The organism is Phaeodactylibacter xiamenensis, assembly GCF_965229835.1.
In the GTDB taxonomy this organism is placed as follows: Bacteria; Bacteroidota; Bacteroidia; order Chitinophagales; family Saprospiraceae; genus Phaeodactylibacter; species Phaeodactylibacter xiamenensis.
This window is the reverse complement of the sequence record NZ_OZ245931.1, coordinates 1,379,807-1,392,792: the sequence shown is the minus strand read 5'-3', so window position 1 is coordinate 1,392,792 and position 12,986 is coordinate 1,379,807. Positions and strand designations below refer to the sequence as shown.

Annotated in this window: 12 protein-coding genes; 2 read left to right on the top strand and 10 right to left on the bottom strand. The window is 49.6% G+C overall.

What is annotated here, in order from left to right; genetic code table 11:
• The first annotated feature begins 186 nt into the window (after positions 1-186).
• A complete protein-coding gene (locus ACO08I_RS05050) occupies positions 187-2,835 on the top strand; it encodes a gliding motility-associated C-terminal domain-containing protein (RefSeq protein ID WP_421948701.1) in 2,649 nt (882 codons plus the stop codon).
• Between the two features lie 8 nt (positions 2,836-2,843).
• Here the strand turns inward: ACO08I_RS05050 and ACO08I_RS05045 are convergent, their stop codons facing one another.
• The 4 genes from ACO08I_RS05045 to ACO08I_RS05030 all read right to left on the bottom strand — a co-directional run bounded on the left by ACO08I_RS05045 (position 2,844) and on the right by ACO08I_RS05030 (position 5,615).
• The gene (locus ACO08I_RS05045; RefSeq protein ID WP_282774288.1) at positions 2,844-3,902 is read right to left on the bottom strand and encodes a sensor histidine kinase; all 1,059 of its coding nucleotides are present in this window, start codon (positions 3,900-3,902) and stop codon (positions 2,844-2,846) included.
• A 51-nt stretch (positions 3,903-3,953) separates the two neighbouring features.
• The gene (locus tag ACO08I_RS05040; RefSeq protein ID WP_282774289.1) at positions 3,954-4,640 is read right to left on the bottom strand and encodes a response regulator transcription factor; all 687 of its coding nucleotides are present in this window, start codon (positions 4,638-4,640) and stop codon (positions 3,954-3,956) included.
• Between the two features lie 124 nt (positions 4,641-4,764).
• Positions 4,765-5,034 (bottom strand): DUF4296 domain-containing protein, encoded by a 270-nt coding sequence (locus ACO08I_RS05035; protein ID WP_044228204.1) that lies wholly within the window; start codon positions 5,032-5,034, stop codon positions 4,765-4,767.
• An 83-nt stretch (positions 5,035-5,117) separates the two neighbouring features.
• Positions 5,118-5,615: a SixA phosphatase family protein gene (locus ACO08I_RS05030; protein ID WP_282774291.1), complete on the bottom strand. Its 498-nt coding sequence runs from the start codon at positions 5,613-5,615 to the stop codon at positions 5,118-5,120.
• A 201-nt stretch (positions 5,616-5,816) separates the two neighbouring features.
• On the opposite strand from ACO08I_RS05030, the gene ACO08I_RS05025 reads away from it, so the two are divergent.
• Positions 5,817-6,608: an SDR family oxidoreductase gene (locus ACO08I_RS05025; RefSeq protein ID WP_282774293.1), complete on the top strand. Its 792-nt coding sequence runs from the start codon at positions 5,817-5,819 to the stop codon at positions 6,606-6,608.
• An 86-nt stretch (positions 6,609-6,694) separates the two neighbouring features.
• Here the strand turns inward: ACO08I_RS05025 and ACO08I_RS05020 are convergent, their stop codons facing one another.
• The 6 genes from ACO08I_RS05020 to ACO08I_RS04995 all read right to left on the bottom strand — a co-directional run bounded on the left by ACO08I_RS05020 (position 6,695) and on the right by ACO08I_RS04995 (position 12,971).
• A complete protein-coding gene (locus ACO08I_RS05020; protein WP_421948700.1) occupies positions 6,695-8,143 on the bottom strand; it encodes a T9SS type A sorting domain-containing protein in 1,449 nt (482 codons plus the stop codon).
• 129 nt (positions 8,144-8,272) lie between these two features.
• Entirely contained in the window at positions 8,273-9,082 is an 810-nt protein-coding gene (locus ACO08I_RS05015; protein WP_421948699.1) for a DUF1853 family protein, read from the bottom strand.
• Between the two features lie 23 nt (positions 9,083-9,105).
• Entirely contained in the window at positions 9,106-9,984 is an 879-nt protein-coding gene (locus tag ACO08I_RS05010) for a hypothetical protein (protein ID WP_421948698.1), read from the bottom strand.
• A gap of 2 nt (positions 9,985-9,986) precedes the next feature.
• Entirely contained in the window at positions 9,987-10,859 is an 873-nt protein-coding gene (locus ACO08I_RS05005) for a DUF6175 family protein (protein WP_421948697.1), read from the bottom strand.
• 18 nt (positions 10,860-10,877) lie between these two features.
• The gene (locus ACO08I_RS05000; protein ID WP_282774304.1) at positions 10,878-11,333 is read right to left on the bottom strand and encodes a hypothetical protein; all 456 of its coding nucleotides are present in this window, start codon (positions 11,331-11,333) and stop codon (positions 10,878-10,880) included.
• A gap of 6 nt (positions 11,334-11,339) precedes the next feature.
• The gene (locus tag ACO08I_RS04995) at positions 11,340-12,971 is read right to left on the bottom strand and encodes a hypothetical protein (protein WP_421948696.1); all 1,632 of its coding nucleotides are present in this window, start codon (positions 12,969-12,971) and stop codon (positions 11,340-11,342) included.
• Positions 12,972-12,986 lie beyond the last annotated feature (15 nt).

Below are 12,986 nucleotides of genomic sequence, written 5' to 3'. Positions count from 1 at the left end.
TTTCAACCGGGCTGTACTTATGGCAGATTGTTATATCTTTGCCGCTACTACAGCAACAAATCAAATCTCCAATCTTTATTACCCCGGTCAGCCTTAAATCAATTTCCAGGTATTGGAAACGGGCGGTCTGATCTATAGTACAGGCCGGGCTCCTTATGCTTTTTGTTTCCGAAAAAATGAATCGCTATGAATATTCGCTTAGCAGGCTTTTGTCTCTTGTTGCTGCTGTTTGGAAGGGTAGGTTTTGCTCAGGATTGTGATAATTTCACCATCGAGGTATCAGCGGACACCACACTGTGTACGCCTGGCGAGCCAGTGCCGGTTGCTGCTTCTTTTTCTACTACTCCGTTTAGTTTTCAATGGTCGCCCTCTACAGGGCTGGCCGACCCATCAGCTGCCGTGACAACCGCAACACCGGCAACGACCCAAACCTACACCATCACTGCCCAGGCGATAGGCGAAAACCTCATTTTCAACGGTGACTTTGCGCTGGGTAATGTAGGGTTTACTACCGATTACGGGCAGGGGAGCGGTGGGCCAAACGGGCCCCTGCATAACGAAGGTGAGTACCTGATTAGCAACAACCCGATGTCTACCCATGAGGACTTTGCCCCCTGCGGCGACCACACCACCGGCAATGGCAATATGATGGTGGTGAACAGCTCCGATCAGCAAAACGACGTCTGGTGTCAGGTGGTGAGCGTTACGCCCGGTACAGACTATGCCTTTTCGGCCTGGGTCGCTTCCGTGACTACCGAAAACCCTGCGAATCTGCAGTTCTCCTTCGATGGGGTTTTGTTGGGCAATACCGCAGCAGCCACCCCGGTGACCTGCGAGTGGGTACCCTTCTATGCCACCTGGAATTCGGGGGGCGCCACTGATGTGGAAATTTGTATCACCAATGTCAACAGTGAGTCTACAGGCAACGACTTTGCACTCGACGACATCAGCTTTGGCCCGGTTTGTGAAGCCACTGCGGAGCTAACCATCACCGTGGGCGAAACGCCGGGCACAGTACCCTCTGTAGATTGTGAGGCTACTGCGAACAGTATTCTGTTATCCTGGTCGCCTACGATGGGGGCAAGCACTTACCAAATAGATGTACTCGACGGGCCGGTAGGGACCTTCACTTCCGATACGACCTATCTTATCGAAGGGCTGACGGAGAATCAGCAGGTCAATTACGAGTTGTTTGCTTTGTCAGCAGAAGGTTGTCTGAGTGATGTTTATTCCGGAGGGTGCACCACGCTGGAATGCCCGGGTTACACGTTGGAACTGGAAGGGGCAACCGAGATTTGCGAAGGGTCGCCTCTGGACCTGGCCCTGCTGATTGAGACAGAAAGCCCGGGCCCCTTTACTTTGGAGTATACTTACAACGGCCTGACGAGTACCCTCCCTGGGTTGCAAGCCGGGGAGAACACCTTGTCTGTGCCGGTTCCCGGCAGCGGGAGCATCGCCATTTCCAGCTTTTCTGACAGTAGTGCCCCGGCCTGTACCTACGATGGCCCCTTTCCGGCTCTGGAATTTACTGTCGTGCCTTTTCCAGCTGCCGGGGTGGGGAAAGATCTGGACTTTTGCGCAGGACTGGACAGTCTGTTAGAGCTGAGCGCCATTCTGGCCGGAGCTGACACAGGAGGGACATGGGCGGTTACAGGAGGAGGTGTGCCCGATGATGCACTTGATGCCTCCACCGGACAATTAAACCTGGCGCAACTGGCTATTCCGGGAGCGGTTCAAATTGCCTACCTGCAAAACAATGGCATTTGCCAGCCGGACTCAGCCTTTTTCAACCTGGATATCCTTCCGGTTCCAATGGTGGAAACCGGTGGGCCATACAGCCTGGACTGCGATACCGATGAGGTCGTTGTTGGCAGCCCCGCTATGGCCGGGTTTGCTTATACATGGACGACCCTGGATGGAGGCGTGCTTTCTGATACAGGCATCGCCAACCCCACTGCCTCGGAAGCGGGCGATTACGTGCTGGAAGTTACGAATACGAGCACCGGATGTGCCAATGCCGACACTATAACTGTAGCCGACAACCGCGCTACCCCTGAATTGGTCGTCAGTGTCACTAATCCGGGGTGCACGCCTGATGGTACCGGAAGCCTAAGCGTGGATAGTGTCGTTGGTGGTCAGGCGCCCTATTTATTTGGCATAAATGACCAACCGTTGCAGCAGTCTCCTTCGTTTACGGGGCTGGAAGCAGGGAGTTACAGCCTGCGTGTTCAGGATGGCGGTGGCTGTGAGGGAGTTGCGCTATTTGACTTAGAATCTGAGGCTCCGGCAGGTTTTCGGCTGTTCTCACCCGGGCAGGGGGATGAGCCTATCATTATCCCAGGCGATTCTATCGACCTGGTAGCGCAACCGCTGGACGCAGGCATGGAGCTGCCCGATAGTCTGGTTTGGGAGCCGGCAGTATGCCAGGGTTGTGCAACGGTGAGGGTGAGCCCGGAGCGTACCACCACCTACACCGTTACCGGCCTAACGAGTGAAGGCTGTACCGTTACGGCAAGGATCGTAGTGGAAGTGAATAATGTGGAGCGGATTTATGTACCTACGGCCTTTTCACCGAATAACGATGGTATCAATGATGTGCTCCGGCCCTACGCCGGTCCGGAATTTGTCCGGGGGGTCAGCCTCCGCGTTTTTAACCGCTGGGGCAGCCTGGTTTATGAAGCAAGCGACTTCCGGCTTCCTGCCAGTCAGATTGGCTGGGATGGGCTGTACAAAGGAGAGCCGGCACCATCAGGAGTCTACGGGTACCATTTGGTAGTGGAAAGAGGCAATGGCGTTGCTGTGGAGCGGTCAGGAGAAGTTAACCTGATCAGGTAGCCGTCAAATTAAGTGCCTTTTTTGAGGGTGAAGCCAAAAGTAGAGCCCAGGCCGGGCGTACTGCGTACATTGATGGTCTGCTTGTGCGCCTCAATGATGTGCTTCACAATGGACAAGCCCAGTCCCGAGCCGCCACGTTCTCTGGAACGGCTTTTGTCCACCCGGTAGAAGCGGTCGAAGACGTGGTTGAGGTGTTTTTTGGGGATGCCCAGCCCATTGTCCGCGACTTCGATGAGGATGTTACCGTCCATATCATAGAAACCGATGCGGGTGCGTCCATTTTCTTCCCCGTACTTGATGGAATTGCTTACCAGGTTGGTCAGCACCTGACGGATGCTTTCCCGGTCAGCCTGCACCTTGAAGCCCTGAGAAGCCCCATCCTTAAACTCCAGGGTGATGTTGCGCTGCTTGGCCTTGAACTCCAGATCTTCAAAAACCTCTGCTGCCAGGGCGTGTATGTCGAAGCTTTGAATTTCCAGCATCAGCTCTCCGGATTCGAGGCGGGAAATGGCTTCCAGATCCTCCACTATGATGTGCAGGCGTTCCAGGTTTTTGGCGGCTTTTTTGAGAAAGGTGGTGTTAACGTTCGGGTCTTCCAGTGCCCCGTCGAGGAGGGTATGAAGGTAGCCCTGAATATTGAAAATAGGTGTTTTGAGCTCGTGGGAGATGTCGCCAACAAAGTTGCGGCGGTACTCCGCCCATGCCTTATACTTGTCCAGTTCCTCCTGTTGTTGTTCGGCCCATTCTGCGACTTGTTTTTCTACCTCATCAATGATGTTTTCGCGCACGTCAATGTTCTTATTTTTCTCCTGTGGGGAGACTTTGTGCTTATGGATGGTTTTATAGATGAGTTTGATCTTGCGGTAGATATACTTACGCAGGTAAAAAATGGTAATCAGGTAAGCAGAAGCAAAAAGGGCTATGCCAAGCAGTGCCAGGGTGAACATCCAGGTGAGCTCAAAGCGGGCACGGAAGCCCTCAAGCACGCCCCAGACCAATAGGGAAGAAACCGTAATATACAGCGCTACAATTTGTGCGATTTGCTGTGGCGTAGGGTTTTTCAGCATTAGGTTGCGGTGGTTATCTTTAAAGGGGATTATGAGGCGGCTGTACCGGGCTTAAAACTCAAACTTATAGCCAATACCTTTGATGGTCTTGATGTAGTGGTCTCCAATCTTTTCCCGAAGCTTCCGGATATGAACATCGATGGTGCGGTTGCCGACGATGACATCGGTGCCCCATACTTTGTTGAAGATTTCCTCTCTGGAAAAGACTTTGCCTGGCTTGGAAACGAGCAGGAAAAGGAGCTCGAATTCCTTTTTGGCCAGTTCGATAACCTCTTCCCCCTTGGTAACGGTGACCCGGTCCCGGTCAATGATGAGGTCTCCTATGGAGAGGGTGTTCGGTTCTTCCCGTTCCTCTTCCCGGCGTTCGGAGCGCCTCAGCAATGCTTTGATACGGCTGAGGAATACCCTGGGGCGGATGGGTTTGGTAATGTAATCATCACCGCCAACATCAAGCGCTGCAATTTGGGAATAGTCCTCCTCCCGCGCAGTGAGGAAGGTGATCAGTGTACTTTCGAACTCCGGCTTGTTACGCAACTGCCGGCAGACTTCCACGCCGTCCATTTTTGGCATCATGATATCCAGGATGATCAGGCGGGGTTTGACTTGTTCGGCAGTCTTGATGCCATCTTCCCCATTGGATGCGGTAAAGACTTCAAATCCTTCCTTAACGAGATTATACCGGATGAAATCAAGTATATCTGGTTCATCATCCACAATGAGAATTTTGACAGGGTCCATCTATGTGAGGATTGGTTGAAAAAGGGGCTATATAGAGTAGCCAAAGTCGCATGCCGTCAAAGTTAATGGCTTCGACAGCTGGATTTAGCGAATGAGGCATTAAGTATATGTTAAGAAATGGAGGTCAGTCCCGCTCTTCCGGTTTTTTGGCCTTGGCGTTGAGTTGTTCCACGCGCTCCATCACCTTGTCATAGAGGTCCTTCATTTCTGCCGGTTTTTCGCGCATGGTTTCCAGGGTTTCCTGCACCTCCACTGAGTCTACCCCGTGTATGGTGTAGATTTGCTGGTAATAGGCCTGAGACATGCTGTCTTTGGTTTGCCCTCTGAGGGCCTGCAGGGCAGCTTCTGCAATATGGATATCAGCCAGCACCTCAACCAGCTTTTCCTCTGGCATAGTAGGTTTTTCTTCTGGGGTATGACAGCCAGAACACCATAAACCAAGGAAGCAGGTTAGCAATAAATAGGCAGGATATCGCATCAGGAAAAATACTGTTTAGGGTAATGAAATTCACTCAGGCGGCCGGTTTGAGCGGTAAATGCAGCCCAGTCGTCCACTTCCGCATCTACTCTAAACGTCCCACAGGTCGGAATATTGGCAATAAAAGTCTCGGCAAAGGAATTGGCTATCGTGGTCCAGGTAGGGTTGTGCCCGAAAAGGTACACCACTTTCCATGCAGGATCAAACTTTTCGATCAGCCGCAAAATATCTTCCGGGAAGGCTTCGTAAATGAGGGGCTCCTCCTGCACCTGGGCTTCCGGGTATTGAAATGCTGCAGCATAGCATTTAGCAGTAGTACGGGCGCGAACGGCAGGGCTTGTGATGATGCGGTCAGGGGCTAAGCCCTTGGCATGCAGCAGCTTGCCCATGAATGGTGCGTCCCTGAGCCCCCGCTTATTCAGGGGCCTTTGAAAATCTCTTAAACTGGCATCCTCCCAACTGGATTTTGCATGTCTGACAAAATAAATGGTCTTCATAGTTTGATGTGCGGATCGGAGGTAGCCTTTTTGCAGGCGCCTCAGGGTTATGGGAAGGTAATTTAAGGCTTTTTGCAAAAGATCAAATCGTTTACAGTTGCAATGTCGTTTTGTGGGTTTCGAAGGTGCCCCTAAGAGAGATTTTGGAGGCAGCATCTGAGGATTCGACTTTTTTCGGTTAATTTGCAAAAAAAACGAGGGATGCATTTTAAGGACAAAGTGATTTGGATTACGGGGGCTTCTTCCGGAATAGGCGAGCATTTAGCGTATGCTTTTGCTGAGCACGGAGCAGATCTGGTATTGTCTGCCCGTAATGAACAGGAATTGGAGCGCGTGCAGCAAAATTGCCCCCGTAGCAGCCGGGTATTGCTCCTGCCGATGGATGTCACGGAATACGATAAGGTTTCTGGTATAACTGCCCGGGCGATCAACCATTTCGGTAAGATTGATGTGCTGGTCAATAATGCGGGTATCTCTCAGCGCTCCCTTGTGGCGGATACAGATTTGTCAGTAGACCAAAAGATCATGGATGTCAACTTCATCGGTACGGTGGCGGTAACGAAGGCAGTACTGCCGTACATGTCGCGCCGTAAGCAGGGGCAGATTGTTGCCATCAGTAGTGTGATGGGCAAAATTGGCACGCCACGAAGATCTGCGTATGCGGCCTCCAAGCATGCACTGCACGGTTTTTTTGATTGCCTGAGGGCGGAGGTCTATGACAAAAACATTCAGGTGACCCTGATTTGCCCAGGCTATGTGCACACCAATGTAAGCATCAACGCGCTGACTGGCGATGGTTCCCCTAACAATAAGATGGCACAAACGACGAAACAGGGGCTGGAGCCCAATGATTTTGCCCGAAAAGCACTGCTGGCGATCTATAAAAAGAAAGAAGAGGCTTACATTGGCGGTAAGGAAATTATGGGTATTTACCTAAAGCGTTTTCTGCCGGGTGTACTGTCCCGTGTGGTGCGGGGCATGGATGTAAACTAGTGCAGCGCTTCTTTCCTTCCGGTTGTTGTATCGCAGGCAAAAAGCCCCGGCAGAAATTTCTTCCGGGGCTTTTTCAGCGTTGTTTCCTACTGCTTTACTACATTTTTCGTGCTTGTCCCGTCCTGAGTTATGATTTGGACCCGGTATAGGCCGCCCGGCAGGCCGCTCAGGTCAAATGCTGCCTGATGCGTGCCGGAAGGCAGTGTCGTGAACTCCTGTGTGAGGAGGGCTTGGCCTGTAGCATTGATGAAGTTGAGTTGCACCGGGCTACTTTCATTCAGCACATACTGCACCTGCACCAAATCCTTTGTGGGGTTTGGGAAGACGGACCACCCGGCTACCGCTTCCGCATTAGGAGTACTGCTCACATTGGCTGCAGCCAAAAACTTCACAAATACTTCTGTACCCTGAAAATTACTAATGTCGGCAATAGAGGTGCCATACTCATCCAACACGAGAATAAACCCGCCTTCATTGATGCCGTCACCTTCCTCATCGTAGAATCGCAGTTCATAGCAGCCTTCCGCTTCAAGGGACAGGCTAACTTCTTCATAGGTACTGTTGGCCAGAGTACCTTCTGCTACCGCATTGCCATTCTCATCGACAATTTGCCAGCGGTTGTTATGGTCTTCTGCATCGCTGTCAGATTGGATATAAAGATCAAGGTTCACAGAGACAAGAGGGGCTTTGACGAAAGGTACCAGGACCTCGTTGTTGGAAAGGTCATCATCGTCAGAAGGGAGTACCAGGGAGAAGGTATTCAGTCCCGGCTGTAAGTCTACGTTTTCAAAAAGGACAGGTGCTTCTGCACCGGTAGGCAATTCGCCAATCCAATCGTAAGTGTCTACAAGTTCTCCATCGCGCCGAAGTTCTATTGTAGCAGCGGTTAGCGGTTCGCTGCCTGTGTTGTAGAGGTTAGCGCTGACAAAACCATCGTAGCAGGAGCTGTTGCCGATTTCATAGGTGTGAATGGCCGCGTCCTGTTCCAGTAGAGGCTCATCATTGCAGGAAAAAGCCTGACTGACCACGTAGTTGACAGTCCAGGTATTTATTCCAGACCACATCTGCGGAACTTTTACTTGCATATCAGGACAGATCATGACCACCGTGGGGTACCCCAGCAAACCATAAGCCGCCTGAAGCTGAAAGTCTTCCACATCAATTATAGGGTAGGGGGTGCCATTGATCCAGTTGCCTTGTGAGGGCCAGGCTTGCCCGGTGAGTTGTTCGTAGGAAGTGCTGGGGTCCCCCTCTATGAAAAGGACCATGATTTCGTCGCTGCCATCCGGGCCATAGGTTTCATAGACTTCTTCCATTACACCACTTGTATGCAAATTCCAACAGGGCGCGCACCACGTTGCTGAGATGATCATTACCACGGGTTTGCCTTCGCTAAGGTAATCGTAGAGCCTGTGGTCATTGCCATAGATATCAGTTAGGGTGAAAGGGGTTGCCCAATCGCCAGGCTGTAGCTGGGCTTTGCCTGCAAATGAAGTGATCAGGGAAAGAAGGAGAATGAGGTAGTGTTTTTTCATGTTGATTCAGGTGATTTAATGGTGAAAAATTACCACTTAAAAATACCTGAATTGCCGGTCTGTCGCAACAGGATTTGACGAACACCATCCTTTGACCGATAAAAGGTTGGCGTGAATGCCTGAAGCGGATCACCAGAACACAACAAAGCATCTGATTATTTTACCGCTGTTCTGCCGCACCCAAACCATGGGTGACCGTTTCTGATCTGTTTCGGTTTTTAGAATCGGGCGGGCCTCAGGGTAGGGGAGCCATTGTACCTTAGGGTGAGGCGAGATCAGCCAGTCGGGCTTTTGCGGGATGAAGAAAGCTGCATTCCGGAAGGCCTCTAATTCAGGCAGGGTTAAGTAACAGCCCGCAATACAGTCCTGGTTAAGTGGGGCAACGTCAAGTTCCTGTTGCTGATAAGGCAAAAAGAGTTGTGCCTTAAAGCATAGCCTTTGTTCCAGCGCCCCGGCCACCAACCCGTATGGTTTCAGGTACGTACTTGTTACTTCACTGTGCAAAAGGGGGAATTGTTTGCGGTGCAGCTTTTTCAGTTTCTGTACCAAACGGTCCTTTCGGTTGGGCCCAATCCAGGCACCTAAAGGTGTTTCGTGTTTTTCAAGGGTATCGAAGAGGTAAAACTTGTACGCCACTTCGAGGTGAACGGGCTGGCCTTCGAGGTAAAACAGGGCATCGATTTCACCCACCGTTCGTTTGTCCTGATGTATTTGAAGATTGTCGCAAATCCAGGAGACCGAAGGGCGCTTCTTTAACGCATGAAAAACGAAAGCCTCCGCCAGTTTGCCAAGCCGGTACTGATCAAAGGAAGCTTGCTCCTCCAAAGGCTCAGGGCTTAGCGCAAGCGCTATTTGCCGGAAAGGGGAGACGGTCGTGCCTTTCCAGAGTGGTGGGGTGGCGAGGCAGCCGAGATAACGTTGCTGAGTGCGTGGATCCATACTTTGCTGAAAGTACGAATCATTTAATAGATTTTAGAGTAGTTTTCCCGGTACCAGGCCTTCCAGTCTGCGGGAGTGATAGAATTAATGATGACGAGTTGTTTCTGAAGCTGCTGCGTAGAGTAGCCGTCCAGCTCTTTGGCTTTTTTGCTGACCAATTCTGAAACCGAAATGGCCTTTTCTGCGCAAGGCGCATCAGGAGGGACCATCAGGAGCATATCGATGGCTTTGCTGAGGTCCTGCCGGGAGCCGCTATTGGCAAGAATGGTACTCTTTTTAATGATGACATCACAGGCGTAGGCCTGATGCTTATCCAGTATGGCCTGCTCCGCATTGCTTTTAGCTTCCTGACAATTGCTTAGGGCATCATAGTATCCCAGCAAGCTGTTCGCTTTTGCCATTTCATGGTTGGCGAGCCGTTCATTAATGACGCTTGTTATTTTTGTGCAGGTTCCAAGGTTTTCCTGAATGTATTCCTGTATAAAGGCATGGACCTCATCATAATGCGCCCTGTCTCTAGCCATGGTAGTGCCTAATTTGGTAGCCAGGTCTTTCTCATTGGTGCCTTTGCATTTGATGGAAAGCGTTTTGCTGCGGTTTGGCAGCCCCTCAGCAGACAGGGAGTAGGTCAAATCTGCATCAGCGACGGTGTAGGTATCCATACCATTGATGGTGTGCATCTCACCGAAGTTGCCTGTTACATGCAGTGTGATGTAGCTGGAGGATAGTACATCGTAGTCCTTTTTTAGTCTGTTTTCCAGTTTCTGCTTTACTCCGCGAGCTGCGAAGGCATTGTCCTCTATTTCTACCTGTCCTACTACGAGGCTCGGTTTGGCTTCCTGCGCGAAAGCAAAAGGGCTGCCAAAGAGCAGCGTCAACATTACGGATACCATTATTCTCATGATCAGAGGCTTGAAAGGGTGATGGTAATGGCGCTACCGGTGATGGTTCGGTCTGCTTTGATACCTTTTTCCCGGAAGTGCCGCCTGAAGTCTGTCGCAAATGTTGAAATCCGGTAGTTTCTGCCCATATCATCTTTGAGAGGTACTTTTATGATATCGAATATTATTTTAGTTTCGCTTTGCCCCTGTATATGGAAATAATGTTTGTGGGCGTTTTCAGCAACCCATTCTTCGATCAGTTCAGAGAGGTAGTAGCCGCTGTCGTCTACTTCTGTGTCCAGGTTGAAGTCTGTACCGATTTCAATGCCCACTTCCATGGTAATTGTGCGGCCGTTTTCAACCATGTCGTTGAATTTTTCCTGTATGGTGTTGAGCAGGTTGTCCACTTCGGCTTCGATGGCTTTTTGCGTAAGCTTTTCGAAGTTTTCAGTATTAAATTTCGGACTGGAGGATACCTTGTTCGCCAATGACTCACCGGAAAAGGCATCGTAAGCAGTCAGGATACAGGTAACGCTGTTGCCAGTGTTAGTACGGTCTTTATTGGCCTCTACTTCCACATAAATATCAGCGCCGGACATTTTAATGACCTCGTCTTTAAGCGTCATTTCCTGGTCTTCCGTCAGAGCTTCAGCGTTTTGCAGCTGCTTTAGCTTCGCCCTGAAGTCGATGGTGTTTACGCCTCTTTGGTCAAATGCTTCCTTCACTTTGGTGATAGCTATTCTGTTGAGTTCGCTGTACTCATAGGCTTTCCTGGTGCTATTGCCCTCTTTGGCGAAAGGAATGACCATGATCGTGGGCTGAATCGTCGGTTGTTCCTGTGCAGTCAGGCTTTCGGCCAGGAAGCATATGAATAAGATTGTCAGTAGCTGTTTCATAGAGATAGGTTGAGGAGACTAGAGTCCAAATTTTTTCGTGATGCCTTCATCTTGTAAGAAGTTTCTTAAACTTCTTAGGTCTATTTTTATGACCTGATCCACAAAGGTGACTCCCCGGGAAGCTGAAGAGTGGCTAGTGTAGGAGTCCATAATAAACCGTTTATAGCCCTGATTTACCAGCAGTCTTTCCAGTATAACACCATTGTCTTCAAGGGCCAGATATTCATTGGGGACCATTGGTGATTCCTGATTGGTGTTGGGAATGCCTTTGAAAAGCAAATTTTCGAAGGCATTCCGCTCCGCATGGTAGACGGCTTTGTCCAGGTGCTCCGCCTGCCCCTGACTGCTGAGCACGACGATGGCATTCTCGTGGCTTATGGCGTTAACTTTTCCTGTTCGCTCGTAGGGGATTATGGTTTTGCTGCAACTCCATAAGAGCAGAACAAGCACTAAAAAACCGAATGGGTACTTCATATGCCTTTAATATCTGACTTTAAATCTGATTTTATCACCGTTGTCCAATGCCTGCTGTAGTTCCTTCTCACCTTTCGTGACCTTAACTTCCGCAATGGTGTTCGTTTTCTTTCTTTTTGCCCACACTTGCCCTATTTCTTCTTCTCTTTCTACCGTTCTTCCGCCAACCGTTTCCTCGGTGATTTTCATGATGTATAAAGTTGAGATATTCTCAAACCCAAAGGCACTGTAACCCAAAAACTCCTTGATTTTACCTTTTTTCTCTTTGGTGATTTCCAGGATTTCCAGGTCTTTATTCATGATATCCATGCACATATTGACGATCTGTACTTTCCTGTTAGGCGGTAGCTTGAGCAGCCCGCCGACCCCGCTGGCTTCTTCGTGCTCCAATCCCACAATCCTTCCGGTTTGTACATCCGTTGCTTTCATTCCGGTTGAAGTTTTTTCAAAAATCACTTCCACACCCTCTTGTTTATCCTGTACGGCTTCCATTTTGAAGTCCATGAATTTTTCAGCGGTATACTGGTCTGTGAAATAGCTGCGCTGCTGGTCAAAGTTTCGTTCTATAAGCTTTGTAGTCGCCACATCCAACAGGATGCTTTCCAGGTACAGCTCGCACATAAAGCACTCCCCTTTGACTTGTACGCGCTTCATAGGCTCATCCCTGCGATTCGCTTCATTGATCAAAGCCGTGCTTCTTGCGAATACAATTTCGTCTCCGCTTTGCAGGGCTTCGGTCATCTTTTTCTTAGCAAATACAGAAGGCACGGCTTTCGTCCGGTCCGGCCCAGCCTGGGTTACTTCCACTATGGAAAAGCCGGAAACCGAGGTATACATTTCAAAGTCTCCATATTTAGAAAGCTGATACATACTCAAAACATCGCCTTTGGCAATGTTTTCGGTAGATTTGGCATCTAAGTAGAGCTCACCCCATTTATCTTTTTCATCCAGCGTGAATTCATCCACTTTAAATAATCGTTTGTCTCCGGAAGCTTTGACCAGTCTTGCGAGGTCTATATTTTTGCCATACGATTGGACTTTTTTGGTATAAAATTCATCAATACGTTTGAGTTCCGCTTTTTTGAAAGCCTTCATTTTTTCATTAAAGACCTTTCTGTTGCGCTCCAGTAGTTTCGGGTTGTCTCCAAAATACTTTTTGAAGTCGGTTACCTGATAATGTTCCTGAATTCCCCAGTCTTTGGTATCAAAGGCATACACCGCGATAACTTCCGAGGTAGGCAGGTCAATCATCTTAAGCCGCGGCCCTATCTTATGCGGGTAGTAGACAAACATCTGCAAGACATTGCCTAAAGTATCTACCTGATAATTGGTTTTCAGTGTTTTTTCAAAACTGAACTGGGTATCGAGGTAGAGTGCTTGTTTGATGGGGATTGTACCAAAACCCTCGCCGTTCAGCGCTTCGATGGGTTCCGGATTGGATTCGGGGTTTTCATTCCAGGTATAAAATTCGGTATGTGGGGGGCTTTGATTGTTGTACTTTTCTACGATGGCCTGAACAAAAATCTTGTTGAATTCCCCCTTGTTGGGAGCTGTATCCATGAGTACAGCGGTGCCAAAGTTTTGAGAGAAAGCATAGACAGTTACCAGGACGAGTAGGCTGGTGAGTTGGCTTTTCATGATTTGTTATAATGT